Origin of the sequence: Pseudonocardia autotrophica (genome assembly GCF_003945385.1) — a bacterium.
In the GTDB taxonomy this organism is placed as follows: Bacteria; Actinomycetota; Actinomycetes; order Mycobacteriales; family Pseudonocardiaceae; genus Pseudonocardia; species Pseudonocardia autotrophica.
On record NZ_AP018920.1, the window covers coordinates 6,058,868 to 6,083,573 of the forward strand.

26 protein-coding genes and 1 pseudogene are annotated in these 24,706 nt (G+C 74.8%); 23 read left to right on the forward strand and 4 right to left on the reverse strand.

The features are described 5' to 3' along the window. The first annotated feature begins 58 nt into the window (after positions 1–58). The 11 genes from Pdca_RS28050 to Pdca_RS28100 all read left to right on the forward strand — a co-directional run bounded on the left by Pdca_RS28050 (position 59) and on the right by Pdca_RS28100 (position 9,276). Entirely contained in the window at positions 59–556 is a 498-nt protein-coding gene (locus Pdca_RS28050) for a hypothetical protein (protein ID WP_085914818.1), read from the forward strand. Between the two features lie 40 nt (positions 557–596). Then, positions 597–1,781: a sensor histidine kinase gene (locus Pdca_RS28055; protein WP_085914819.1), complete on the forward strand. Its 1,185-nt coding sequence runs from the start codon at positions 597–599 to the stop codon at positions 1,779–1,781. After that, entirely contained in the window at positions 1,778–2,434 is a 657-nt protein-coding gene (locus tag Pdca_RS28060; protein ID WP_166665866.1) for a response regulator, read from the forward strand. The genes Pdca_RS28055 and Pdca_RS28060 overlap by 4 nt, the downstream gene beginning before the upstream one ends. A gap of 39 nt (positions 2,435–2,473) precedes the next feature. Continuing rightward, complete coding sequence (locus tag Pdca_RS28065) at positions 2,474–3,100, forward strand: Maf family protein (protein WP_085914821.1); 627 nt, start codon at positions 2,474–2,476, stop codon at positions 3,098–3,100. Then, positions 3,101–3,559 carry a nuclear transport factor 2 family protein gene (locus tag Pdca_RS28070; protein WP_085914822.1) on the forward strand — a complete coding sequence of 153 codons (459 nt, stop codon included), beginning with the start codon at positions 3,101–3,103 and terminating at the stop codon, positions 3,557–3,559. Between the two features lie 41 nt (positions 3,560–3,600). Next, positions 3,601–4,503: a sulfurtransferase gene (locus tag Pdca_RS28075; protein WP_085914823.1), complete on the forward strand. Its 903-nt coding sequence runs from the start codon at positions 3,601–3,603 to the stop codon at positions 4,501–4,503. After that, positions 4,500–4,934 (forward strand): SufE family protein, encoded by a 435-nt coding sequence (locus Pdca_RS28080; RefSeq protein ID WP_085914824.1) that lies wholly within the window; start codon positions 4,500–4,502, stop codon positions 4,932–4,934. Before Pdca_RS28075 ends, Pdca_RS28080 begins: the two co-directional genes overlap by 4 nt. 181 nt (positions 4,935–5,115) lie before the next feature. Continuing rightward, on the forward strand, positions 5,116–5,940 hold the full coding sequence (locus Pdca_RS28085; RefSeq protein ID WP_085914825.1) for a TIGR04222 domain-containing membrane protein: 825 nt from the start codon (positions 5,116–5,118) through the stop codon (positions 5,938–5,940). Between the two features lie 280 nt (positions 5,941–6,220). After that, the gene (locus tag Pdca_RS28090) at positions 6,221–7,996 is read left to right on the forward strand and encodes an acetyl/propionyl/methylcrotonyl-CoA carboxylase subunit alpha (protein ID WP_085914826.1); all 1,776 of its coding nucleotides are present in this window, start codon (positions 6,221–6,223) and stop codon (positions 7,994–7,996) included. Positions 7,997–8,064: 68 nt separating this feature from the next. Then, the gene (locus tag Pdca_RS28095) at positions 8,065–8,577 is read left to right on the forward strand and encodes a GNAT family N-acetyltransferase (protein ID WP_232021245.1); all 513 of its coding nucleotides are present in this window, start codon (positions 8,065–8,067) and stop codon (positions 8,575–8,577) included. A 207-nt stretch (positions 8,578–8,784) separates the two neighbouring features. Continuing rightward, positions 8,785–9,276, forward strand: coding sequence for a hypothetical protein (locus tag Pdca_RS28100; RefSeq protein ID WP_085914827.1), 492 nt, complete (start codon positions 8,785–8,787; stop codon positions 9,274–9,276). A gap of 72 nt (positions 9,277–9,348) precedes the next feature. On the opposite strand, the gene Pdca_RS28105 is transcribed toward Pdca_RS28100, so the two are convergent. Beyond that, positions 9,349–9,951 carry a helix-turn-helix domain-containing protein gene (locus Pdca_RS28105; RefSeq protein ID WP_085914828.1) on the reverse strand — a complete coding sequence of 201 codons (603 nt, stop codon included), beginning with the start codon at positions 9,949–9,951 and terminating at the stop codon, positions 9,349–9,351. A gap of 102 nt (positions 9,952–10,053) precedes the next feature. Between Pdca_RS28105 and Pdca_RS28110 the strand changes: the two genes are divergently transcribed. The 6 genes and pseudogenes from Pdca_RS28110 to Pdca_RS35840 all read left to right on the forward strand — a co-directional run bounded on the left by Pdca_RS28110 (position 10,054) and on the right by Pdca_RS35840 (position 15,163). After that, positions 10,054–10,662: an SAM-dependent methyltransferase gene (locus Pdca_RS28110; RefSeq protein WP_085914829.1), complete on the forward strand. Its 609-nt coding sequence runs from the start codon at positions 10,054–10,056 to the stop codon at positions 10,660–10,662. Positions 10,663–10,737: 75 nt separating this feature from the next. Further along, the gene (locus tag Pdca_RS37195) at positions 10,738–10,995 is read left to right on the forward strand and encodes a hypothetical protein (RefSeq protein WP_232021246.1); all 258 of its coding nucleotides are present in this window, start codon (positions 10,738–10,740) and stop codon (positions 10,993–10,995) included. A 12-nt stretch (positions 10,996–11,007) separates the two neighbouring features. After that, positions 11,008–12,300, forward strand: a pseudogene (locus tag Pdca_RS28115) (MFS transporter); the annotation flags it as partial. A gap of 85 nt (positions 12,301–12,385) precedes the next feature. Further along, positions 12,386–12,715: a DUF2046 domain-containing protein gene (locus tag Pdca_RS28120; RefSeq protein WP_085914830.1), complete on the forward strand. Its 330-nt coding sequence runs from the start codon at positions 12,386–12,388 to the stop codon at positions 12,713–12,715. Then, a complete protein-coding gene (locus Pdca_RS37660) occupies positions 12,712–14,376 on the forward strand; it encodes a hypothetical protein (RefSeq protein ID WP_176604120.1) in 1,665 nt (554 codons plus the stop codon). Before Pdca_RS28120 ends, Pdca_RS37660 begins: the two co-directional genes overlap by 4 nt. Further along, positions 14,369–15,163, forward strand: a complete 795-nt coding sequence (locus Pdca_RS35840) for an ESX secretion-associated protein EspG (protein WP_158092259.1) — start codon at positions 14,369–14,371, stop codon at positions 15,161–15,163. Before Pdca_RS37660 ends, Pdca_RS35840 begins: the two co-directional genes overlap by 8 nt. Here the strand turns inward: Pdca_RS35840 and Pdca_RS28135 are convergent. Then, positions 15,133–16,536, reverse strand: coding sequence for an NAD(P)H-quinone dehydrogenase (locus Pdca_RS28135; RefSeq protein ID WP_085914832.1), 1,404 nt, complete (start codon positions 16,534–16,536; stop codon positions 15,133–15,135). The two genes, Pdca_RS35840 and Pdca_RS28135, sit on opposite strands and share 31 nt — an antisense overlap. Before the next feature lie 152 nt (positions 16,537–16,688). On the opposite strand from Pdca_RS28135, the gene Pdca_RS28140 reads away from it, so the two are divergent. Continuing rightward, positions 16,689–17,147: a gamma-glutamylcyclotransferase family protein gene (locus tag Pdca_RS28140; protein WP_085914833.1), complete on the forward strand. Its 459-nt coding sequence runs from the start codon at positions 16,689–16,691 to the stop codon at positions 17,145–17,147. Positions 17,148–17,150: 3 nt separating this feature from the next. Here the strand turns inward: Pdca_RS28140 and Pdca_RS28145 are convergent, their stop codons facing one another. Continuing rightward, the gene (locus Pdca_RS28145) at positions 17,151–17,633 is read right to left on the reverse strand and encodes a MarR family winged helix-turn-helix transcriptional regulator (RefSeq protein ID WP_085914834.1); all 483 of its coding nucleotides are present in this window, start codon (positions 17,631–17,633) and stop codon (positions 17,151–17,153) included. A gap of 96 nt (positions 17,634–17,729) precedes the next feature. On the opposite strand from Pdca_RS28145, the gene Pdca_RS28150 reads away from it, so the two are divergent. After that, positions 17,730–18,380 (forward strand): FMN-dependent NADH-azoreductase, encoded by a 651-nt coding sequence (locus Pdca_RS28150; RefSeq protein ID WP_085914835.1) that lies wholly within the window; start codon positions 17,730–17,732, stop codon positions 18,378–18,380. A 15-nt stretch (positions 18,381–18,395) separates the two neighbouring features. Here the strand turns inward: Pdca_RS28150 and Pdca_RS28155 are convergent, their stop codons facing one another. Continuing rightward, on the reverse strand, positions 18,396–19,640 hold the full coding sequence (locus tag Pdca_RS28155) for an amidohydrolase (protein WP_232021248.1): 1,245 nt from the start codon (positions 19,638–19,640) through the stop codon (positions 18,396–18,398). Between the two features lie 453 nt (positions 19,641–20,093). Between Pdca_RS28155 and Pdca_RS28160 the strand changes: the two genes are divergently transcribed. Genes Pdca_RS28160 through Pdca_RS28175 form a run of 4 tightly spaced genes read left to right on the forward strand, consistent with a single transcriptional unit; the run spans position 20,094 to position 24,705 of the window. Next, complete coding sequence (locus Pdca_RS28160) at positions 20,094–21,806, forward strand: serine/threonine-protein kinase (protein WP_232021249.1); 1,713 nt, start codon at positions 20,094–20,096, stop codon at positions 21,804–21,806. Between the two features lie 27 nt (positions 21,807–21,833). Then, positions 21,834–22,628, forward strand: coding sequence for a purine-nucleoside phosphorylase (locus Pdca_RS28165; RefSeq protein WP_085914837.1), 795 nt, complete (start codon positions 21,834–21,836; stop codon positions 22,626–22,628). Beyond that, on the forward strand, positions 22,628–24,247 hold the full coding sequence (locus Pdca_RS28170; RefSeq protein ID WP_085914838.1) for a phospho-sugar mutase: 1,620 nt from the start codon (positions 22,628–22,630) through the stop codon (positions 24,245–24,247). The genes Pdca_RS28165 and Pdca_RS28170 overlap by 1 nt, the downstream gene beginning before the upstream one ends. Beyond that, on the forward strand, positions 24,244–24,705 hold the full coding sequence (locus Pdca_RS28175) for a flavodoxin family protein (protein WP_085914839.1): 462 nt from the start codon (positions 24,244–24,246) through the stop codon (positions 24,703–24,705). Before Pdca_RS28170 ends, Pdca_RS28175 begins: the two co-directional genes overlap by 4 nt. Position 24,706 lies beyond the last annotated feature (1 nt).

Below are 24,706 nucleotides of genomic sequence, written 5' to 3' on the forward strand. Positions count from 1 at the left end.
CCGGGATCGACCCCGGCGCCGACGCGCCGGCCGGGCCTGCCGGGAGATCGTCGTCGGCATGGACGTCATCTCCCTCGTCATCACGGTCGCGATCGTCGGCCTGGTCCTCTACAAGCAGTTCCGCGGGCAGTTCGTCGGCGGGAACCGGGACGTCGTGCTCCCGTTCGTGGTGATGGGCATCGGGCTGCTCACCGTCGCCCAGGCCCACCCGTCGGTCACCACGGCGGGGGTGGCGTTGCTCGCCGCCGAACTGGTGGTGGTGGGCGGGCTCGGGGTGTTGCGCGGCTACGCGTTCCGGATCGGCACCCGCGACGGGTGGGCGTACCGCAGCGGTTCGGCCGCGCTGCTGGCGGCCTGGGTGCTGACCATCGGCGTCCGGATCGGCTCCGGGTTCCTCGGCGAGTCCGTCGGCGCCGGTCTGCTGCTCTCGACGTCGTCGGCACTGGTCTTCGGCGGCAGCCTGCTGGTCCAGAGCCTGGTCGTGCGCCGCCGGGTGGCCGCGAGCGGACTGCCCGTCCGCCCGGACCGCGGCCGCCGGGTCCGGGCGGCGGCCTGAGCGCCCCGCCCCGACACGCACACTGTGCCAGGGTGAAACGGTGAGCCCGATCGCCGCCGCGGCCCGCCGCGTGGAGTCCGACCGGTCGCCGGCGCTCGGGATACCCCGGCGGCTGGTGTCGCTGCTGTGGCTGCCGGTCGTGCTGTTCCTGCTGTTCTGGTCGCCGGGGCAGGGCGTCTCCCCGGCGTGGCTCTACCCGGTCGGGCTGGTCCCCGCCGTCGCCGGCTGGCTGGTCTTCGCCCTCTACCGGAACACCCCGCCGGTGGTGACGGTGCTGACCAGCCTCGCTCTCGCCGGTGGCGGGATCGCCCTGCTCGCCGGTTCGGGCGGTTGGACCACCTCGGCCGCCTTCCCTATGATGGCGGTGTTCGTCGCTGCGCTGCGGCTGCCCCGCCGGGCCGCGCTGGCCGTCGACGTGCCGGTCATCGCGGCCACGACGGTCGTCGTGGGGCCCTACACGTCGGTGTGGGACGTGCTGCTGGTCGTCGGCGCGCTGACCGCGATGGTGTTGTTCGGGCTCGGCCGCCGCGACGCGGCCCGCCGCGTCGCGGAGCACGAGCGGGCACTGGTCGCCGACGCCAGGGCCCGCGAGGAGCACGCCCGTGCCGAGGCCATCGCCGACCGCGCCCGGGTCGCCCGCGACGTGCACGACGTGCTGGCCCACTCGCTGTCCGCGCTCGCCGTGCAGCTGCAGGGGGCCCGGCTGCTGGCGCTGCGCGACGGCGCGGCGCCGGACACCGTCGCCCAGATCGAGCGGGCCCAGCGGCTCACCTCCGACGGCATCGCCGAGGCCCGGCGTGCCGTGCGGGCGCTGCGCGAGGGGCCGGCGCCGGTCGACGTCGCCGGGGAGCTGCGGGAGCTGGGCCGGGCGCACCCGGACGCGACCGTCGAGATCGACGACGGGCTGCGGCTCGGCGCCCGCGAGGGCGAGACCGTGCTGCGCACCGCGCAGGAGGCGTTGTCCAACGCCCGCAAGCACGCCCCCGGGGCGCCGGTGACGGTGCGTCTGCGCCGCGACGGTGACGGTACCGCCGAGCTGGAGGTCGTCGATGTCGTCGGGGCGCCGCCGCCCCCCGGCGACGGCGCGGGCTCCGGCCTGGCCGGGATGGCCGAGCGGGCCGCGCTGGCCGGCGCCGAGCTGCAGACCGGCCCCACCCCCGACGGCTGGCGGGTCCGGCTCCGGCTGCCCGCGCACGCCCCGGACCACGAGAGGATCCCGACGTGAGCGACCTGCGGGTGGTGCTGGCCGACGACCAGCGGATCGTGCGCGACGGCCTCGCCACCGTCCTGGGCCTGCTCGAGGGCATCGAGGTCGTCGGGACCGCCGCCGGCGGCGACGACGCCGTCGCGCTGGTCGCCGAGCTGGCGCCGGACGTGCTGCTCACGGATCTGCGGATGCCCGCGGGCGACGGGGTCTCGGCGACCCGGCGGGTCCGGGCCGGGCACCCCGGCACCGCCGTCGTCGTGCTGACCACCTATGTCGACGACGACGCCGTGATCGACGCGATCGCCGCAGGCGCCTCGGGCTGGCTGTCCAAGGACGCCGACGCCGAGGCGATCGGGCGGGCCCTGCGCTCCGCCGCCGACGGCGTGTCCACGGTCGACGCCGGGGTGCTGTCCCGGCTGGTCACCGAGCGCGCGTCGGCGGTCCCGGCCACCCCCGCCGACCCGCCGGACGGGCTCACCCCGCGCGAGGTCGAGGTGCTCGGCCTGATCGCGCAGGGCCTGTCCAACACCGAGATCGCCCGGCGGCTGGTGGTCGGCGAGGCGACGGTGAAGACGCACGTCAACCACCTGTTCGCCAAGGCCGGGCTGCGCGACCGCGCCCAGGCCGTCGGCTACGCCTACCGGCACGGCCTGGCCGGGAGCGCGCCGTGACCCGGGCCGGTCCGATCACCACCCGGTAGCGTCCCGCGCGTGCGCCTGGTTCTCGCCTCCGCCTCCCCCGCCCGGCTCGGTGTACTCCGCGCCGCAGGCGCCGACCCGCTCGTCGAGGTCTCCGACGTCGACGAGGACGCCCTGCTGGCCGCCCACCCGGACGCCGACCCCGCCCGCAAGGTCACCCTGCTGGCCGCGGCGAAGGCGGCGGCGGTCGCGGAACGGATCGCCGGCGAGCACCCGGACGCGCTGGTGATCGGCTGCGACTCGATGCTGCTCCTCGACGGCGACCTGGTCGGCAAGCCCCGCGACACCGACGATGCGCGCCACCGCTGGCTGGCGATGGCCGGCCGGACCGGTGAGCTGCTCACCGGGCACGCGGTGCTGCGGCTCGTCGGCGGTGCGGTCGCGAAGGAGGCGGAGGGACACGCGGTGACCGCGGTCCGGTTCGCCGAGCCGGACCCCGAGGAGCTGGCGGCCTATCTCGGCACCGGCGAGCCGCTGAAGGTGGCGGGCGCCTTCACCCTCGACGGGTTCGGCGCCTGGTTCATCGACGGCATCGACGGCGATCCGTCGAACGTGATCGGGATCAGCCTCCCGCTGGTCCGCCGGCTGCTCGGCGGGATCGGCGTGAGCGTGGTCGACCTGTGGCGCAAGGAGTCCTGAGTGAGTGACGGTTCCCGTCCCCCGTTCCCGCCGTTCGACGAGGCGACGGCCTGGAAGAAGGTGCTCGCCGCCGAGGCCGCGTGGAACACCCGCGACCCGCACAAGGTGGCGCAGGCCTACACCCCGGACACCGTCTGGCGTAATCGCGACACCTGGCTGACCGGCCGCGACGAGGTCGTCGCGTTCCTGACCGCGAAGTGGGAGCGCGAGCACGACTACGCGCTGCGCAAGTCGCTGTGGGTGTTCGGCGGGAACCGGATCGCGGTGCGCTTCCGGTACGAGTCCCGCGACGCCGACGGGCAGTGGTGGCGCAGCTACGGCAACGAGAACTGGGAGTTCGCGGAGAACGGCCTCATGCGCAGGCGCGAGGCCAGCATCAACGATCTGCCGATCGCCCCGGAGGACCGGACGATCCACGGCCCGCGGCCCGAGGGGGACGACTCCGATTTCGGTGTCTGAGCCCGCGTGTGGGTGTCAGGGGGCGCGGTTACCCTCCCGCCATGGCTGTCACGAACGACCCCGATCCCAAGCTCGCCGAGTACGCGCACCCGGAGCGCCTGGTCACCACCTCGTGGCTGGCCGACCACCTCGAGGACCCGGGGCTGGTCGTCGTGGAGTCCGACGAGGACGTGCTGCTCTACGACACCGGGCACATCCCGGGCGCGGTGAAGGTCGACTGGCACACCGAGCTGAACGACCCGGTCACCCGGGACTACGTCGACGGCACCCGGTTCGCCGAGATCATGTCCGAGCGCGGCATCGGCCGGGACACCACGATCGTCGTCTACGGCGACCGGAACAACTGGTGGGCCGCCTACGCGCTGTGGGTGTTCTCGCTGTTCGGCCACGCCGACGTGCGACTGCTCGACGGCGGGCGCTCCAAGTGGGTCGCCGAGGGCCGCGAGATGGTCACCGACACGCCCACCCCGGCCCGGGCCGACTACCCGGTCGTCGAGCGCGACGACGCGGGCATCCGGGCGTTCAAGGAGGACGTGCTGGATCACCTCGGGCTCGTGTCGAGCGGCGGTGGGGCGCTGGTCGACGTGCGCTCGCTGCCGGAGTACACCGGCGAGAAGCTGCACATGCCGGACTACCCGCAGGAGGGCGCGGTCCGCGGCGGGCACATCCCGGGTGCCGCGAGCGTCCCGTGGGCCCGTGCCGCCGCCGAGGACGGCTCCTTCAAGTCGCGTGCCGAACTGGCCGCCATCTACGAGCAGGAGCAGGGCCTCGCGCCGTCCGACGACGTCGTCGCCTACTGCCGGATCGGTGAGCGCTCCAGCCACACCTGGTTCGTGCTGACCTACCTGCTGGGCTTCGATCGGGTCCGCAACTACGACGGCAGCTGGACCGAGTGGGGCAACGCTGTGCGGGTTCCGATCGCGCAGGGCGAGGAGCGCGGGTGAGCCTCCCACCGGCACTCGCCGAGCTGGTCGACGACTTCGCCGCGCTCGGCCCCAAGGATCGGCTGCAGCTGCTGCTGGAGCTCTCCCGGGAGCTGCCCGAGCTGCCCGACCGGTACGCCGACGCCGCGGACTCGATGGAGCAGGTGCACGAGTGCCAGTCCCCGTTGTTCCTCGCCGTCGAGGTCGCCGAGGGCGGTGACCGGCCGGTGCACCTGTTCTTCTCGGCACCGCCGGAGGCACCGACCACCCGCGGTTTCGCGTCGATCATGCACACCGGGTTGGACGGGCAGCCGGCCGATGCCGTGCTGGCGGTCCCGGACGACTTCTACACCGATCTCGGCCTGGCCGAGGCGGTGAGCCCGCTGCGGCTGCGCGGGATCGCGGCGATGCTGGCCCGGATCAAGCGGCAGGTGCGGGCGGCGACCGGCTGATCCAGGGCCGCGCAGGGCTGCGTAGGACTGCACTGGACCGAACGGCGGAGTCCACCCGATCGGGTCTCCGCCGTTCGCTCCGGTGAACCTCAAGTCTCTGTGAAATCAGGCGGGTCTCCTCGTGAGCGGGCGCACACTACTTCGAACGACGAAGCGCGCGGACCTGCACGGGGAGGCCGGAATGGGTACGAACCTCACCGGCGAGACCTGGGGTGTCAGCCCCACCACCTTCCTGGCGGGTTACCTGCTGCTCGCCGTCGTCGTGACGGCGCTGGTCTGCTGGTACCGCGCCCGTGTGGTCGCCGGTGACCCGGCCGGGGTGACCACGATCGACGGCCGCCCGGAGGATGTCGCGCATCTCAACGGCGGCCCGCACCTGGCGGTGTACGCGGCGCTGTCGGCGATGCACGTCGACGGCACCGTCGTCACCTCCTGCCGGACCCCGGGCCAGGTCCGGGCCGGTGGCCCGCTGACCCGGTCGGCGACCGGGCTGCAGCGGGCGATCCACCGCTCGGCGCACCGGCTCATCCCGGGCCGCAGCCTGCGCACGCACGCCGCGGTCGCCGCCGAGCTGGCGCGGATCGCCCGGCGGCTCGAATCGGCCGGGCTGCTGCTCGGCGCGTCCGAGCGGGACCGGCTCCGCTCGGCGGCCGTACTGCCGGGGCTGGTCGCCGCGCTGGGCCTGGTCCGGGTCCTGGTGGGCGCGACGAACGCGCGCCCGATCGGAGCGCTGCTGCTCGTGACCATGGCCATGGCCACGGTGACGCTCCTGCTCGGCGCGCGGATGCCGGTGCGCACCCGCGCCGGCGACGAGGCGCTGCGCCGGGTGCGGGAGCAGCATCCCGAACTCTCTCCGTCGATGCACCCGGACTGGGTGGCGAGCGGGCCCTCCGCAGCGGCGCTGAGCGTCGGCGCGTTCGGGCTCGGCGCGATGCTCGCCGCGGAGCCCGCGTTCGCCGAGGAGCTGGCCGCCCAGCGGGCCGTCGCCCTCGACGGGCGCGGCTGAGCGCGGCACGGACTACCCCGGGGGGTCGGGGCTCGGCGGTCCCCGCAACTCCACCACTGGGGGGTGTGGAGTTGCGGGGACGGGCCGGGCGGCACGGACCCGTGGCGTGGCCCGACTCACCTCCGGGCCGTTCACGACGACGTCAGGGACCACACCGTCGGGCGTGAGTTGCCTTCACCACAGTCTCCACACGGAATGATTCGGGATCCGGCTCTTACACTCGCCGGTAACCCAGCGCCGGAGCATCGGGCCGGCGCCTGCGACCCGAGGAGTTCGTACCGTGCCCGCACTGCGCAAGGTGCTCGTCGCCAACCGCGGCGAGATCGCCGTTCGTGTGATCCGAGCCGCGAAGGACGCGGGTCTGGCGAGCGTCGCCGTCTACGCCGAACCGGACCGCGACGCCATGTTCGTCCGTCTCGCGGACGAGGCCTTCGCGCTGGGCGGCTCCACCGCCGCCGAGTCCTACCTCGACATCGACAAGGTGATCGGTGCCGCGAAGCAGGCCGGCGCCGACGCCATCCACCCCGGCTACGGCTTCCTGTCCGAGAACGCCGACTTCGCCCAGGCCGTGATCGACGCCGGAATCACCTGGATCGGGCCGTCGCCGCAGTCGATCCGCGACCTCGGCGACAAGGTCACCGCCCGGCACATCGCCACCCGCGCCGGGGCACCGCTGGTCCCGGGCACGAAGGACCCGGTCTCCGGCGCCGACGAGGTGCTCGCCTTCGCCGACGAGTTCGGCCTGCCGGTCGCGATCAAGGCCGCGTTCGGCGGCGGCGGCCGCGGGATGAAGGTCGCCCGCGAGCGGTCCGAGGTCGCCGAGCTGTACGACTCGGCGGTCCGCGAGGCCACCTCGGCGTTCGGTCGGGGCGAGTGCTTCGTCGAGCGCTACCTGGACCGGCCCCGGCACGTCGAGACCCAGGTGCTGGCCGACCAGCACGGCAACGTCGTCGTCGTCGGGACCCGGGACTGCTCGTTGCAGCGCCGCTTCCAGAAGCTCGTCGAGGAGGCCCCCGCGCCGTTCCTCACCGATGAGCAGCGGACGACCCTGTACGAGGCGTCCAAGGCGATCTGCAAGGAGGCCGGCTACTACGGCGCCGGCACCGTCGAGTTCCTGATCGGCGAGGACGGGATGATCACCTTCCTGGAGGTGAACACCCGGCTGCAGGTCGAGCACCCGGTCTCCGAGGAGACCACCGGGATCGACCTGGTCCGGCAGATGTTCCGGATCGCCGAGGGCCTCGAGCTCGAGATCACCGACGACCCGGCGCCGCGCGGGCACACGATCGAGTTCCGGATCAACGGCGAGGACGCAGGCCGCAACTTCCTCCCGGCGCCCGGCACCGTCGAGCGGATCTGGTACCCCGCAGGCCCCGGTGTCCGGGTGGACGCCGGTGTCGAGGACGGCTCGGTGATCGGCGGACAGTTCGACTCGCTGCTGGCGAAGCTGATCGTCACCGGCACCGACCGCAGGCAGGCCCTGGAGCGGGCCCGCCGCGCGCTGGACGAGTTCCGGGTCGAGGGCATGGCCACGGTGCTGGAGTTCCACCGGCTGGTCGCCGCCGATCCGGCCTTCACCGCCGAGTCCGTCGAGGACTTCGCCGTGCACACCCGGTGGATCGAGACCGAGTGGGACAACACGGTGCCGCCGTTCGAGGGCGGCGCCGGGGCCGACGACGAGTCCGGCGAGCGGCAGACCGTCGTCGTCGAGGTCGGCGGCCGCCGGCTGGAGGTCTCGCTGCCCGGTGATCTCGCACTGGGCGGTGGCGGCGGATCGGCCGGGCGCACGGCGGCGGCACCCCGCAAGCGGACGGGCAAGGGCGGCGGCGCGAAGGTCTCCGGCGACGCCGTCACCGCGCCGATGCAGGGCACGATCATCAAGGTCGCGGTCTCCGACGGCGACACGGTCTCGGCGGGCGACCTGATCGTCGTGCTGGAGGCGATGAAGATGGAGAACCCGGTCACCGCGTCGAAGGACGGCACCGTCACCGGGCTCACCGCCGAGCAGGGTGCCTCGGTGTCGCAGGGCACCGTGATCTGCGAGATCAAGGACTGATCACCCTGGACCCCGTCGAGATCAACGCCGGGGCCTGGTACCTGCGCGGCCCGCGGCACGACGACCGGGTGGACGACCGCCCGGCCGTCGCCGCGTCCGCCAGGGATCCGGAGATCCGGCGCTGGCGCAACCGGCCGGACCCGGCCGGCCCGGACTTCGACGCCACCGTCACCGCGCACGTCGCGGACCGGATCGAGGGCTGGGCCCGCGGCACCCGGTACGCCTGGTCGGTCGCCGAGCCGACCACCGGCGAGATGCTCGGCGAGGTCACCCTGGAGCAGCTCGACCTGGCGCACGGCACCGCCGAGGTGCGCTGCTGGACCCTGCCCCCCGCCCGCGGGCGGGGGCTGGCCCGCACCGCGGTCGGCGCCGTCGTCCGGTTCGGGTTCGGCGGGCTCGGCCTGCACCGGATCACCTACCACCACGCCGAGCCGAACCACACCTCGGCGGCGGTCGCGGCCGCACTCGGCTTCGTCCACGAGGGACGGATGCGCGAGGCGTGGGAGGTCGACGGCGCCCGGGTCGACGTGCTCGTCCTGGGGTTGCTGCGCACCGATCCCGGTCCCTGGGAAGCGCGTTGACCGGGCACCCGGCGCGGCTCTAGCGTCGTTGCACCGCGCACACCGCACAGGTGCCCGCGGCCGACAACTCAACAGCCGACCCGTGTGCCCGATCCACGGGGCCCGGACACCCCGCCACGCGGAGTACCGCGCCGCGGATCCGCTCACCACGCAGGCCAGTCCCGCGCCGTGAGCCGTCACCAGCTCCAACGACGCACAGGATCCGTCATGCCCCTTGTCTCGCAGGCGTCGTCATACGTGACGACGCACGTCCACACCGATGGCCCGATCCCGGGCCCGCACTCCCTGCTCAGCCTGATCTCGACCGCGTACGGCGCGGGCGGGATCGTGATCGGCACATTCACCGCGAACCTCCGCGAACTCCCGGGGGCCACGCTGCATCCGGCAGCGCTGGAGAACTGGCGCAGCCGGGCCGAGGACTGGCTCCTCACCCGGCGGTCCGCCCGTCCGCCGGGGCAGGTCGCGAACGCCTACGCCGCCTGGGTGGACGACCTGGGAGGCCGACCGCAGTTCGTCGTCGACCCCGCGGAACCGGACCATCTGTTCGTCTACTGGTACCTGCAGCGGTTCGCGGGCCGCTGGCCGTTCGCGGGGCTCGTCCCCGCGTTCACCGCCACGGCCTGGGCCCCACCACCGTGCCCGCTGAGCGGGTGCCGGCCCGTCGACACCGGCGACCGTCACGCGGTCGCCGCGGCATAGCCACAGACGCACCCCCGTGCGTGCCGGATCGCGACCGGCACGCACGGGGGTGTCGTCGTGTATGGCGCGTGTTCAGTGGACGATGTGGTCGTGCGGATCGGTGACGGCCCGGATGTGCGCCCGTTCACCCTGGCGCCCGATCAGGCTGAGGTACTCCACGGGCCCGCTCGAGGTCGCACCGAACCAGTGCGGGGTGCGGGTGTCGAACTCCACCGCCTCGCCTGCCCGCAGGAGCAGGTCCTGATCTCCGAGGACGAGACGCAAGGTGCCGTTGAGGACGTACGCCCAGTCGTAGCCCTCGTGTGATCGCGGATCGGGCAGCGTGTCGTCGCTGCCGGTGGGCAGCACGAACTTGTACGCCTGGATACCTCCGGGGCGCCGGGTGAGCGGGATGATGACCGACCCGTCGCTGCACGCCATCGGCCGCAGGTCGAGCCGGGGATCGGCGGTGCGGGGAGCGTCGACGAGGGAGTCGATGGTGACGCCGTAGTAGCGGGCGAGTGGCAGCAACTGTTCCAGCGTCGGCCGCCGGAGCCCGGATTCCAGCCGGGACAGCGTGCTGGCGGATATCCCGGTCTCGTCGGCGAGCCGGGTCAGAGTGACCTCGCGGTGCAGCCGCAGGTGCTTCAGGCGTGGCCCGACGGTGTCCAGGGTCTGGTCGATCGGCTCGTTCACGCCGGCAACTTTGCCATTCGGCAAGATTCTTTGCCAGTTCGGCCGGACGGAGGTCAACCTGATCCCGGTACGGAGACACGGCACGACATCGGAGGGTTCGCGATGCACACGTTCGACAAGGCCTACTGGGAGAAGCACTGGGCTCCGGCCGCCGAGGCCGGCGGCCGGAGCCTGCCGGTCAGCCCCTACCTCCCGGCCGAGACCCGGCGCCTGACCGTCGGAACCGCTCTGGACGCCGGATGCGGCACCGGGACCGAGGCGCTCTGGCTGGCCGAGCAGGGCTGGCGGGTCACCGGCGCCGACATCTCCGCGACCGCGCTGTCCGCCGCCGCCGATCGCGCCGAGCAGGCGGGCCTGGCGGGCCGGGTGGACTGGATCGAGGCCGATCTGACCGGCTGGGCTCCCGGCCGGACCTGGGATCTCGTGGTCACCAGCTACGCCCACCCGGATTCCGGGCAGCTCGCGTTCTACCGGCGGATCGGCTCCTGGGTCGCGCCGGGCGGCACGCTGCTCGTCATCGGGCACCTGCACGGCGGGCACGGTCACCACCACCCCGGGGAGGCCACCGCCGACCGGACCGGGATCGCGGCGCTGTTCACCGAACCGGAGTGGCGAATCGACGCCGGCTACGAGACGACCCGCACCGTCCACCCCGGCGGCCGCCCGGTGGAGCTGCACGACGTCGTCGTGCGTGCCCACCGCAATCCCTGACCCGCCGGCCCCGCACCCGCATCACCACCCGGTCACCGCCGGGTGGTGACCCGATCCTGAGAGAACCGGTGAGCCATGTCGTCCCCCCAGGTGTCCGGTACGGACCGGACCGCGACGCTGATCGACGATCCGCGGCACCGCCGCGCGATCCTCTGGGCGGTGGGCATCGCGCTGATGGCCGTCGTCGCCTCCGTCTCCGGACTCAACGTCGCCCAGCCCCAGCTGTCCACCACCTTCGGTGCCTCTCAGGGCGAGGTGCTGTGGATCATCAACACCTACACCCTGACCCTCGCCGCCCTCCTGCTCCCGCTCGGTGCCGCGGGCGACCGATGAGGGCGCCGACCGGTCCTGATCACCGGGCTGGTGGTGTTCGGACTCGCGAACGTCGCCGCGGCCGTCGCCCCGGCCACCGAGGTGATGCTCGTGGCCCGGCTGCTCAGCGGGGTCGGCGCGGCGATGATCATGCCCGTCACCCTGTCGGTGATCACCTCGTCGTTCCCGGACGAGGAACGCTCCAGGGCGATCGGGATGTGGACCGCGGTCGCGGGCGGCGGCGGCATCCTCGGCATGTACCTGTCCGCGCTACTGGTCGACATCGCCTCCTGGCGGTGGCTGTTCGCGCTGCCGATCGGCCTCACGATCGCAGCACTGGCGATCGGCGTCCGGGCCGTCCCGAACTCCCGCGAGCCGGCTCCGGGCCGCTTCGACCTGCCCGGGGCGCTGGCGTCGGTCGTCGCCGCCGTCGGCTTCACGTTCGCGCTGCACGAGGCGCCCGCGCTCGGCTGGGGTGACCCGCTCATCGTCGCCACCCTCACGATGGCCGTGCTCGCGACGGCCGGGTTCGTCACCCGGGAGCTGCGCACGCCGTTCCCGCTGCTCGACATCCGGCACTTCCGCACCCGCGGGCTGTCCTCGGGCAGCACGCTGCTGCTGGTCCTGTTCGGGGTACAGGGTGGGACGTCCCTGGTCCTCTACCCGTTCTTCCAGGTGGTGCTCGGCTGGAGCGGTCTGCTCTCCACGCTCGCGCTGATGCCGATGGCGCTGCTGATGATGCTCGCCTCCGGCCTCGCGCCACACCTCGCCGCACGCATCGGCGCGCGCGCGACAATGGTCACCGGGCTCACCGTCGCCGGGACCGGGCTCGCCCTGATGGCGTCACTCGTGTCGGTGTCCGGTGGCTACCTCACGGTGCTTCCCGGTCTGATGGCCATGGGGCTCGGCGCGGGGCTGGCGATGACCCCGTCGACCGAGGCGATCACCTCCGCGCTTCCCCGCGATCAGCAGGGTGTGGCCTCCGCGCTCAACGACCTCACTCGCGAGCTCGGCGCTGCTCTCGGCATCGCGCTCCTGGGCGGGCTGCTCGTCGCCGGCTACCAGAGCGCCATCGGCGGGCGCCTCGACGGCGTCCCGGCCGATCTCGCCGCGACGGCGAGCGAGGGCGTCGCCAACGCCACCGCCGTCAGCCGGGAGGCGGGCGGCCACGGCGAGCAGATCCTGCGGGCCGCGCAGGAGGCCTTCATCGCCGGATGGCAGCAGGCCATGTGGGTCGGTGTGGTCGTGATGGGAGGTCTGACACTGCTCATCCTGTTCCGCGGACCGCGCGGCGCCGGTGCACCGGCCGGCCGTTCGCGATGGTGACCGGCGCTCGCCGGACGGACGCGACCGGCGGCGATCGTGGCTAGCGTGCGCCCGTCATCGCACCCAGCCGTCCCGGAGGCCACCCGTGCCCGTCTCCCATCCGGATCTACGGATCGACCCGACGACGCCCACGGCCGTCGTCGCGGCGCTGGACCGTGCCGCGGATCGGCTGGCCACCGCGCTCGATCTGCTCGACGCCGACGCCCGCCGGATCCAGCCCTGGCTGGGCGATCCGGTGAGTGCGGACGCGGCCGCCCGGTACGCCACGCACTCCGCGGACGGCCCCGGCGCGGCGATCGAACGGATCCGCGCGCTGCGCACCGAGCTCGTCCGCGCCCGGGACGCCGTCGCACGCTCCGGCCGGGACTACACCGGCACCGAGGCCGCGATCGTCCGATCCTGGACCCCGCGGTGACCGCGCCGCGCTGGGCCGGCATCAGCCACGCCGAGCTGCACGCCATGGTCGCCGCGGGCCCCGGCCCGTCCGCGTCGGCGGCGGCCGAGCGGGCGTGGCGGACCGCCGCCGAGGCCCTCGACGACGTGCACCGCGAACTCACCGAACGGGTGCGGGCACTCCCGGCCGGCTGGACCGGGAGCGCCGCCGCCGGGACCACCGGGGCACTCGACGCACTCGCCGGATGGGTCGGCGTCGCGGCCGGCGACGCGGCGCAGACCGCCGCCGGGCTCACCGCGCAGGCCGCATTGGCCGCCGAGCTGCGCGCCCGGATGGCCGCGCCCCCGCCCGCGTCCCCGCCGGAGGTCGCCCCGGCCGGTGCGGCGGTCCTGACCGACTGGGCCGCGACGGACGCCGCGACCGGGAACGCGGCAGCCCGGGCCACCGAGCTGATGCAGCGCTACACCGATGACAGCCGGGCCGCCGGGGCGCACTGGACCGGCTGGTCCCCGCCCCCGGTGGTGACGCAGGTGGACGCGACGGTCGCCTCCGGCGGCGCCGGGATCGGGGGGCTCGGCGGAGCGGGTGCACCCGCCGGCCTCGGCCGTACCGGGGCCGATCCCGGGCTCACGTCCGTGCCGGTGGACAGCGGGCAGGTGGGGGCGGCCGCAGCCGGGGCTCCGGGGTCGGCCGGTGCCGCGCCGGAGGTCGGCGGTGTGCCGGGCGCCGGCGGTGCTCCGGAGGTCGGCGGTGCTCCGGGGGTCGGCGGTGCTCCGGGGGTCGGCGGTGCTCCGGGGGTCGGCGGTGCTCCGGGTTCCGGCGGTGGTCCGGCGGCCGGTGGTGGTCCGGCGGCCGGCGGCGCTCCGGGGGGCGGCGCTGCTCCGGGTTCCGGTGGTCCGGGGCCGGGGTGGGCGTCCGCGGGGGGTGTCGTCCTCGGCTCGGGTATGGCGGCGGCGGCATCCGCCGGCCGGGCGGGTGGTTCCGGCGCGGGGCCGGGTGCGGGGACCGGGCGCCGGGTCGCGGCGGATGGCGCCGGGCAGCGGGCGCAGTCCGGCGACGCGCCGCCGGGGCGCACCCGGGCATCCGGGGAGCAGACCGGGCGGGGGGTCGCCGGGTCTCGGCGGGTACCGGGGCGGCCGGCCGCCGGGCCGTCGGGTCCCGCGACCGGAGAGCCGGGCGTTGCGGGGCCGGGCGTTGCAGGGCCGGGCGCTCTCGGGCCGGAAGCTGCATGGCCAGGTGCTCCCGAGCTCGGCGCTCCCGGATCAGACACTCCCGGGCCGGCCGTTCCCGGCTCAGGCGCTCCTGGACCGGGTGCTTCGGCGCCGGGTGTTCCCGGGCTGGTCGCTCCTGGACCGGGCGCTCCCGGATCGACCGGATCGGCGCCCGCGGATCCGGGTGGCACCACGCCGGGTGGCACCGCGCCAGGCGGCACCGCACCGGGCGGCACCGCACCGGGCGTCACGACACCGGCGGTCCACCCGCCACCCGGCGCGACGATGCCCCCGGCCGGAGCCTCGACCGCGGCACAATCGCACCTCGCCGCGTCCGGTGTCGGGCAACCCGCACCCGGGCGGCTGCTCTCCGACCGGCCCGGCCCCGCCGCACCGGACACCCCGGTGCCCGATCCGGCGGACGGCGACGCGGTGCTGCGCCCCGAGCAGCGCTGGCGGGACCGTGGCTGAGCAGGACCGGACGACCCGGTTCGTGCTCTCCGCCGCCGAGTTCGACGTCGTGTGGGAGCGGCTCGGGCTCGGCGCCACCCCGTCCGCGCTGTCGGTGCCCTCCCCCGGCCGCAGCGCGGACGAGCGGACCCGGGGCGTCGCCGGCGTCGTGGCCGCCCTGCGCGGACGCGGCCTGGCCGGGCCGGACGGACCCGCCCCCGGGCTGGTGCACCTGCTCACCCTGCTGGCCCGGCCCGAGCGCCGGCTTGAGGTGCGCGCCCGGTTCGGCTCGGTGCTGCGCGCCGTCGCCGCCGACAACGCCGACGGCGGCGTGCTCGCGGTGCACACCGACGGCACCGTCACCGTCACCGCGGCCGGCTCCCCGGCACACGCGGCGGTGTCGGTGCTCCCGCATGCCCCTCCGGGCCCCGGCCCCGCGATCGGGATGCCGACCGCCGACATGGCGCTGCTGCTCGACGACGGCAGCAGCAGCAACAGCGGCGGCCGGCCCGGCCGGGACACCGCGGCCACCGAGCCGGCGGCGCGGCTGGAGTCGGTGCTGCGCGGACCGGCCCGGCACGCCCAGGTGTGCGCGGTCCGCACCGACCGCTGGGGCAACCCGGCCCGGCTGCCCGGGTACGTCACCGTCGTCGACACGCTCCGCGGGCGCTACCGGCTGACCCGCGACACCGAACCGGGCCCCGGGCCGGAGTGGGTCACCCTCGCCCCGGTCTCCCCGCGCGAGCTACGGACCCTGCTCGACCGGCTCTTCGGGGATCAGTCCAGGTCGGAGTGCTGCATCAGCTGACGGCCCGCCTCGGTGATCGAGCCGGACAGCGACGGGTACACCGAGAAGGTGTGCGCCAGGTCGTCGACACCCAGCCCGTTCTGCACGGCCATCGCGATCGGCAGGATCAGCTCGCTGGCCACCGGCGCCACCACGACACCCCCGATGACCACACCGGAGGCGGGACGGCAGAACAGCTTCACGAAGCCGCGGCGCAGGCCACGCATCTTCGCCCGCGGGTTCGTCGACAGCGGCAGCATCACCGTGCGGGCCGGGACCTCGCCGGAGTCGATCGCGTTCTGGCTGATGCCGACGGTCGCGATCTCCGGCCGGGTGAACACGTTCGCCGCGACCGTCCGCAGCCGGATCGGGGCGACGCCCTCGCCGAGCGCGTGCCACATCGCGATCCGGCCCTGCATGGCCGCCACCGACGCGAGCATCAGGACACCGGTGCAGTCGCCCGCCGCGTAGACACCGGCCTCCGCGGTGCGGGACACCTTGTCGACCGGGATGAACCCGCCGCGATCGGTCTCGACGCCGATCTTCTCCAGGCCGAGGTCACCGGTGTTCGGCACCGACCCGACCGTCATCAGGGCGTGCGAGCCCTCGACCGTGCGGCCGTCGGACAACGTCACCAGCACGCCGTCGCCGGTGTTCTCGACCTTGTCGGCGCGGGCGTGCGCGAGGATCTCCACGCCGCGCTCGGCGAAGACCTCCTCCAGCACCGCGGCGGCGTCGGCGTCCTCGTGCGGCAGCACCCGGTCCCGGCTGGAGACCAGCGTGACCCGGCAGCCCAGCTCCACGTAGGCGGAGCAGAACTCGGCGCCGGTCACACCGGAGCCGACGACGACCAGGTGCTCGGGGAGCTCCTCGAGGTCGTAGAGCTGACGCCAGTCCAGCACCCGGTCACCGTCCGGCCGGGCGGTGTCGAGCACCCGCGGCGTCGCGCCGGTCGCGACCAGCACGATGTCGGCGACCAGCCGCTCGGTGGAGCCGTCGGTGTGGGTGGCGGTCACGTCGTGCGTCGCGCGGTCCGCGCCGGGGCCGTCGAACTGCGCGGTGCCCGCGATGATCCGCACGCCCTCGTTCTCCAGCCGGGTGCGCACGTCCGCGGACTGGGCCAGCGCCAGCGACTTCACCCGCTGGTTGACCGCCGGCAGGTCGACCGCCGAGCTGCCCCGGTCGACGAGCACACCCAGGTCCTCGGCACGGTGCAGGTCCACCCGGACCGCCGCGGAGGAGATGAACGTCTTGGACGGGACGCAGTCGTAGACGACGCAGGCGCCACCCATCCCGTCCCGCTCGACGACGGTCACCTCACTGCCGTGCTGCGCCGCGACCAATGCGGCCTCGTATCCGGCAGGTCCGCCGCCCATGATGACGATGCGGGTCACGAGATGTCCCCCTGAGACGTCGGTGGTGGTGGGCCGGCGGCCTCGCGCCTCCGGCGTCGACAGACGCTCACAGTACGCGTGTCCGGTTCACCGGGCCGGGTGGGGCGGGGGCGCCCGGCCACCCTCCGACCCCGAGCCATTACGCTGCCCCCGTGCCTCTGTATGCCGCGTACGGGTCGAACATGGACCCCGAGCAGATGAAGGAGCGCGCCCCGCACTCGCCGATGGCCGGTACCGGGTGGCTCCAGGGCTGGCGGCTGACGTTCGGCGGCGAGGACTACACCTGGGAGGGCGCGCTCTCCACCGTGGTGGAGGAGCCGGGCTCGCAGGTCTTCGTCGTGCTCTACGACGTCCCCGAACACGACGAGGCGCAGCTCGACCGCTGGGAGGGCGGCGAACTCGGCCTGCACAAGAAGCTGCGGCTGCGGGTCGCCACCCTGGACGGCAGCGTCCTCGCCTGGATCTACGTGCTCAACGCCTACGAGGGCGGTGAGCCGTCGGCCCGCTACCTCGGGGTGCTCGCCGACGCGGCCGAGATGGCGGGCGCACCCGCCGACTACGTCAACGACCTGCGCAGCAAGCCCAGCCGGAAGTCCTCCCCCGGCAACTGAGGATCAGCAGGTCACGTCCGGCCCGTCGCAGGAGTCCACGGCGTCGACCGGCCGGGCCTGCGCGATCCGGGCGACCATCTCGCGGAACAGCGGGCGCTCCGCCTCGTCGAGCGGAGCGAGGAGCTGCTCCTCGACGGCGGAGATGCGCGCGGACACGTCGTCCAACAGCCGGCGACCTGCCGTGGTGAGCAGCACCTGCCGCGACCTGCGGTCCGCCGGATCCGGGCGACGCTCCACCAGGGCACGCTTCTCCAGGTCGTCGACCAGATAGGTCATCACCGTCCGGTCGAGCCCGAGCAGCTGCGCGATCGTCGCCTGGTTGTGGCAGGCGCCGCCGGCGGCGATCGACAACACCTGGAACCCGCGCGGGCCACCGGGCAGGTCGTCGACATGACCGCGCACCGACTGCTGATAGGCGCGCAACACCGTGCCGAGCGACCGGCCGAGATCGCCCGTGCCCGACGCCTCGCGCACCGCCTCCGCCATGCCCCGGATCGTACAGATCGGACCCTGGCGCCCAGATAGTCTTCATGTACGATCATCTTGTTTACAGACCATCTTCATCACCGAAAGTAGGATCCGATGAGCACCCTCTTCCGGCTCGACGCCAGCATCCGGCACGACGGCTCCGTCACCCGGGCCGTCGCCGACACCCTGCAGAGCACGGTCCTGCAGGAGCTCGGTGCCGACACCCGGCTGATCCGGCGCGACGTCGCCGCCGACCCGGTCCCGGCCGACGTGTGGCAGACCGCCACGTTCGCGCCGGCGGAGGGGCGCTCGGAGGCGCAGGAGCGGGCCGTCCGGACCACCGGCGAGCTGGCGGACGAGGTCCTCGGCACCGACGTGTTCGTGTTCGCCGTCCCGCTGTACAACTTCGGTGTCTCGCAGCACTTCAAGACGTGGGTCGACACGCTGATCGGCGACCCGCGCCTCGCACCCGGGCAGACCCCGCTGGCCGGCCGGCCCGCCTTCCTCGTGACGGCGCGCGGTGGCGGCTATGCGCCCGGGACGCCGCGTGCGGGCTGGGACCACGCGACCGGCTGGATGCGCCGGATCCTCGCCGACGTGTGGAACCTGGATCTGGACGTCATCGAGACCGAGCTCACCCTCGCCGAGGTGACCCCACAGATGGCGGAACTGCGCGATCTGGCACGAGCACAGCTCGAGGAGTCCCACGACGCCGCGCGGCGTGGCGGGCGCGCGGTGACGCTCCGCCTGCGGTCGGTCGTCTGACCCGGACCCCGGCCGTCAGGCGGCGTTCGCCAGCGCCGCGAGCGCGGCGTGCACCAGCACCCGGGAGCCGAACGGCAGCGCCCGCTCGTCCAGGTCGAACGTCGGCTGGTGGATGTCGCGCTGGGGGCCGGTGCCCGACCACACACCGAGCCGGGCCATCGCACCCGGGGAGTGCTCCAGATACCAGGCGAAGTCCTCGCCACCGGAGGACTGCTCGGTGCTCGCGTCGGCCGGCTCACCGCCGACGGTCACCGCCGCGTCGCGCAGCAGCCCGGTCGAGATCTCGTCGTTGACCACCGGCGGGACCCCGCGGACGTGGTCCAGCACGTACCCGACGCCGGTCGGGGCCAGCACCGCGGCGACCAGCGCGCGCAGTGTGTCCTCCAGTTCGGTCCAGGTCGCGTGGTCGGCGGTGCGCAGCGTGCCGCGCAGCAGCCCGGACTGCGGGATCGCGTTGGCCGCGTCGCCCGCCTGCACCGCGCCCCAGGTGAGCACGGTGCCCGAGCGCGGGTCCACGTGCCGGGTGAGCAGCAGCGGAACCTGGGTGGCCAGCAGGCCGAGCGCCTGGACCAGGTCCGCGGTCAGGTGCGGGCGCGAGGTGTGTCCGCCCGGCGAGGTCAGCCGGACCTCGATCAGGTCGCAGGCCGAGGTGATCGGCCCGACCCGGGTGCCCAGCCGTCCGACCTCCAGGCGCGGGTCGCAGTGCAGCGCGAAGATCCGCTGCACGTCGGACATCACGCCCTGGGCGACGACGTCCAGCGCGCCACCGGGCTGCACCTCCTCGGCCGGCTGGAACACCAGCCGGACCCGACCCGGCAGCGACGGCGCCGAGTTCAGCGCCAGCGCCGCGCCGAGCAGCATCGCGGTGTGCCCGTCGTGCCCGCAGGCGTGCATCACGCCGGGCACGGTGGAGGCGAAGGACAGGCCGCTCTGCTCCTGCAGCGGCAACGCGTCCATGTCGGCGCGCAGCGCGACGAGCGGGCCGCCGTGGCCGATGTCGCAGACGACACCGGTGCCGCCGGCCAGCGTGCGCGGCTCGAGGCCGGCGCGCAGCAGGGTCTCGGAGATGCGCGCGGTGGTGCGGTGCTCGCGACGGGCCAGCTCGGGCTGCGCGTGGATGGCGCGGCGCCAGCCGACGATCTCGCCCTTGTGCGCCCGCATCCACGATTCCAGCCAGGCCGGACCCGTGCCGACGCCGAGGTCGTCGACCGGCAGGTCGCCCACCTCGGGGAGCTCGGTGCGGGTCTGCAGCGCAGTCACCTTGTCCTCCTCGTCCGGGTTGTCGGGGCCCCGTCGCCCTGTGGACCTCTGGCCCTCGCCCGTCACGGCGTCACGACGTGCCCGACCACGACTCATGGTGCTCACCCGTCCGGCGGTGTTCCAGTCGAAATCGGCCGTTCACGGGTCGGGGCGGCGAGGGGTCGGCGAGCTGCTGCCAACGGGTTCACCAGACCTGATGAGCGGGCGGGCGGGAGCACGACGAGCGGCCGTTTCCGCCGTTCATCGGTGGTTCCGGACCGGGCCGCAACAACCCCGCGTCCGCGCCGCATCCGCACCGTCACCGCGCCGTGACGCAGCGGCGTCCGTCCCGCACCGGACACCGCCCGGCGACCGGAACCACCTGCCTTGGTGACACACCGTCACCAGTCGGAACCGGCTGTGACAGTCGGTGTCCAGGCAGGCCGCGCGCACGACGATGGAACAATCGCGGGCGTGACCGTTCCCGAGGGCGATGTCCAGCGCCGCCAGATCGCCGGGCGGTACCGCGTCGACGGGCCGCTCGGCAGCGGCGCGATGGGCACCGTGTGGTCCGGCTTCGACGACGTCCTGCAGCGCCGGGTCGCCCTGAAGGAACTGAAGATCCCGGACGGGATCCCGGACGCCGAGCGGCTCGAGCTGCGCGAACGGATCATGCGCGAGGCCAGGGCGCTGGCCGGGCTCTCGCACCCGAACGTCGTCACCGTGTTCGATGTACTGGACTCCGGCGGCGACGAGCCGCTGGTCGTCATGGAGCTGGTCCCGTCGAAGAACCTGGCGGCGGCGATCTCCGAGGCCGGGCGGCTCGACCGGGCCCAGGCCGGCGTCGTCGGCTACGGCACCGCGGCCGCGCTGCGGGCGGCGCACCGGGCCGGGATCACGCACCGCGACGTCAAGCCCGGCAACGTCCTCATCTCCGACGACGGCCGGATCAAGCTCACCGACTTCGGCATCGCCCGCAACGAGTCGGACGCCCCGATGACCTCGGCAGGCCTGGTGCTCGGCTCCCCCGCCTACATCGCCCCGGAGGTCGCCGCCGGCCAGCCGGTCACCCCGGCCGCGGACCTGTGGGGGCTGGGCGCGACGCTGTTCGCCGCCGTCGAGGGCAAACCGCCCTACGACGTCGACGGCGACCCCGTGCGGACCATCACCGAGGTCGTCGACGGCCCGGTGCCGGTGCCGACCGTGGGCGGCCCGATCGCCGAGGTGATCTCCGGGCTGATGATGAAGGAGCCCGCCGCCCGGATGCCGCTGGACGAGGTCCGGGCGCGGCTGCGGCCGCTGCTCGCCGACCCGGACGACCCGATCTTCCCCGGCTCACCGGACGTCCCGACCGTGATGGCCAGGGTCCCGGCGCCGAGCGGCTCGCCCGCGTCGGGCCCGCAGGTGCCGCACCGCCCGCCGTCGCCGACCGCCACCGGCACCTACGCCCGCGGCGGGCCGCCCGCCACCGAGGCCGCTCCGGTCGCGCCGCAGGCACCCGTCCCGGCCCCGGCACCCGAGCACCGGCCCGCGGCCCGCCCGTCGCGCCCGGCCGGCCGAGCGGGCCGGGCGGGAGCGGCCCCGGCCGGTCCGGCACGGTCCGGCGGCACCGGGTTCGCCGGCGTCCTCGGCGGGATCCCGCTGGTGCTCGGTGGTGCGCTGCTGGTGCTGCTCGGCGCGCTCGCCGGGTTCGCCGGGGTCCGTGCGCTGGCCGGGCAGGAGCCGTTGAGCACGATCACCGTCGCCACCGAGCGCACCCCGCGGGTCGCGCACCCCGATCCGCTCGGCTTCTCGGTCGCCGTCCCGCAGGACTGGACCCAGTACCGCTCGCCGGCCGGTGACGGCTCCGCGGTGGTCCGGTTCGTCAGCCCGGACGGCAGGCAGGAGCTGTCCGTGCGGGCCGGCGCCTCGACCGCTGCGGTCGCCGAGGCACTCACCCCCGAGGCACTCGGCGTGGACGACGTCGCCGCCGGTCCGGTGCAGCCGCAGCCCGACGGATCCGACCAGATCGAGATGACCACCACCACCGGTCCGCAGGAGCGCAGCACGCTGCTGCGGATCATCCCCGGCCGCGGGCCGGACGGCGTGTGGGTCCTGCAGCTGACGTCCCCCGCCGGCCAGGCCGAGGACGCCGCCGCCGGGCTGTTCGACGCGATCGCCGCCGGGTTCCGGAGCACCGCGAGCTGAACCGGCCCGGTGATTAGGGTGACGCCCATGTCCGTCCCCGCGCATGCCGCCCAGGAGGCCGCCGCCGAGCTGGCCCGCCGCACCGGAACCGAGCGGCACGACGTCGCGGTCGTGCTCGGCTCCGGCTGGCGCCCCGCCGCCGACGTGCTCGGCACCGCCAAGGCGGAGCTGCCGATGGCCGAGCTCCCCGGGTTCGTCGCACCGTCCGCGGTCGGGCACGGCGGCACCGTGCGTTCGCTGATGATCGGCGGCCGCCGGGTGCTGGTCCTGCTCGGCCGCACCCACCTCTACGAGGGCCACGGCGTCGAGCCGGTGGTGCACGGGATCCGGACGGCCGCCGCGGCCGGTGTGTCGGCGGTGGTGCTCACCAACGCCGCGGGCGGAATCACCGACGGGCTCTCGGTCGGGCAACCGGTGCTGATCTCCGACCACCTGAACCTGCTCGCCCGCTCACCACTGGTCGGCGCCGACTTCGTCGATCTCACCGACGCCTACTCACCGCGGCTGCGCGCCGCCGCCCGCGAGCTCGATCCGTCGCTGATCGAGGGCGTCTACGCCGGCCTGCCCGGCCCGCACTTCGAGACCCCGGCCGAGATCCGGATGCTGCGCGGCCTCGGCGCCGACCTGGTCGGGATGTCGACGGTGCTGGAGACGATCGCGGCCCGCGCCGCCGGGCTGGAGGTCTGCGGCATCTCGCTGGTCACCAACCTGGCCGCCGGGCTGTCCGGGCAGCCGTTGAACCACCAGGAGGTGCTCGACGCCGGGCAGGCCGCGGCGACCCGGATGGGTGAGCTGCTGGGCGAGCTCGTCGCCCGCGTCTGATGGGCATCGCGCCACAGCTGCGGGACGCCGCGCTGCGCTGGATCGCCGACGACCCGGATCCCGGTACCCGGGCCGAACTGCAGCGGCTGCTGGCGACCGCGCTGGCCGGCGGCGCACCGGCCGCCGGCGCCGTCACCGAGCTGGCCGACCGGATGTCCGGGCCGCTCCGGTTCGGCACCGCGGGCCTGCGCGGACCGGTCCGGGCCGGACCGGCCGGGATGAACGTGGCCGTGGTGACCCGCACGACGGCCGGGCTCGCCGGCTGGCTGCGCGCGGGCGGCCGCACCGGGACGGTCGTCGTGGGGCGCGACGCCCGGCACGGCTCGGCCGCGTTCGCCGAGGCCGCCGCGAGGGTGCTGACCGGCGCCGGGTTCGAGGTGGCGCTGCTCGATCCCCCGGTGCCGACCCCGCTGGTCGCGTTCGCGGTGCGGCAGCTCGGCGCCGTCGCCGGGATCGCGATCACCGCCTCGCACAATCCGCCCGCCGACAACGGCTACAAGGTCTTCCTGGCGGACGGCTCCCAGCTCGTCCCGCCCGACGACGCCGGCATCGAGGCCGCCGTGACCGCCGCCCCCGCCGCGCTGTCGGTCCCGCTGGGGCCGCTGCCCGCCGTCTCCGACGTCACCAAGGCGTACCTGGACCGGATCGCGACACTCCCCCGCACCCCGCACGGCGCCGCCCCGCGGATCGCGCTGACCCCGATGCACGGCGTCGGCGGGGCGCTCGCGACCGCCGCGCTCGCCCGCACCGGGGTGCACGACGTGCACGTGGTCGCCGCCCAGGCCCGGCCCGATCCGGACTTCCCGACGGTCGCCTTCCCCAACCCGGAGGAGCCGGGCGCCACCGACCTGCTGCTCGAGCTGGCCGCCGGCAGCGGGGCCGCGCTCGCGGTCGCCCTGGACCCGGACGCCGACCGGTGCGCGATCGGCGTCCGGTTCGACGACGGCTGGCGGATGCTCTCCGGCGACGAGACCGGCGTGCTGCTGGCCGACCACCTGCTGCGGACCGGTGCCCACCCGGATCCGCTGGTCGCGACGACCGTGGTGTCGTCGTCGATGCTGGCGCGGGTCGCGGCCGCGCACGGCGCCCGGTTCGCCGAGACGCTGACCGGATTCAAGTGGATCGTCCGCGCCGGGGACGGCCTGGTCTTCGGGTACGAGGAGGCGATCGGGCTGTGCGTCGACCCGGACGCGGTCCGGGACAAGGACGGCGTCTCCGCTGCGGTGCTCGCCGCCGACCTGGTGCGCGGGCTGGCCGCCGCCGGGTCGTCGGTGCCCGAGCGCCTCGACGAGCTGGCCGCCGCGTTCGGCGTGCACCGCACGCTCGGTGTCTCGATCCGGATGGAGCCCGCCGAGCGGGACCGTGCGGTGCAGCGGCTGCGCGACGCGCCGCCGCCGGGCTGGGACACCGACCGGCCGGCGCCGGACGTGCTGCGGCTGCGCCGCGACGGCGTCCGGGTGGTGATCCGGCCGTCCGGGACCGAACCGAAGCTCAAGGCCTACCTGGAGGTCGTCGAACCGCCGGCCGGCGATCCGGCGCTGGTCCCGGCGTCCCGGGAGCGGGCCGAGCAACGGCTGGGCGCGCTGCGCACCGAGGTGGACGGGATGCTGGGCCGGTGAGCGAGGCCCGGCTGCTGATCGTGCACCACACGCCGTCCCCGGCGACCGCGGAGCTGCTCGCGCAGGTGCGGGCGGGCGCAGCCGATCCGGAGATCACCGGGGTGCGGACCGTCGCCCGGGCAGCGCTCGCCGCGACCGCCTCCGATCTGCTGGCCGCGGACGCCGTGCTGCTGGGCACCCCGGCCAACATCGGCTACATGTCCGGGGCGCTCAAGCACTTCCTCGACCAGGTCTACTACGTGTGCGGCGAGGACACCCGCGGTCTGCCGTACGGGTTGTGGGTGCACGGCGGATCGGACACCTCCGGCGCGACCCGCTCGGTCACCGCGATCGCCGACGGCATGGGCTGGATCGCGGCGGCCGCGCCGGTCGAGGTCACCGGCGCCCCCGACGCCGCTGCGCGGGCGGCCTGCCGCGAGCTGGGCGCCGTGCTGGCCGCCGGCGTGATGCCGGACTGAG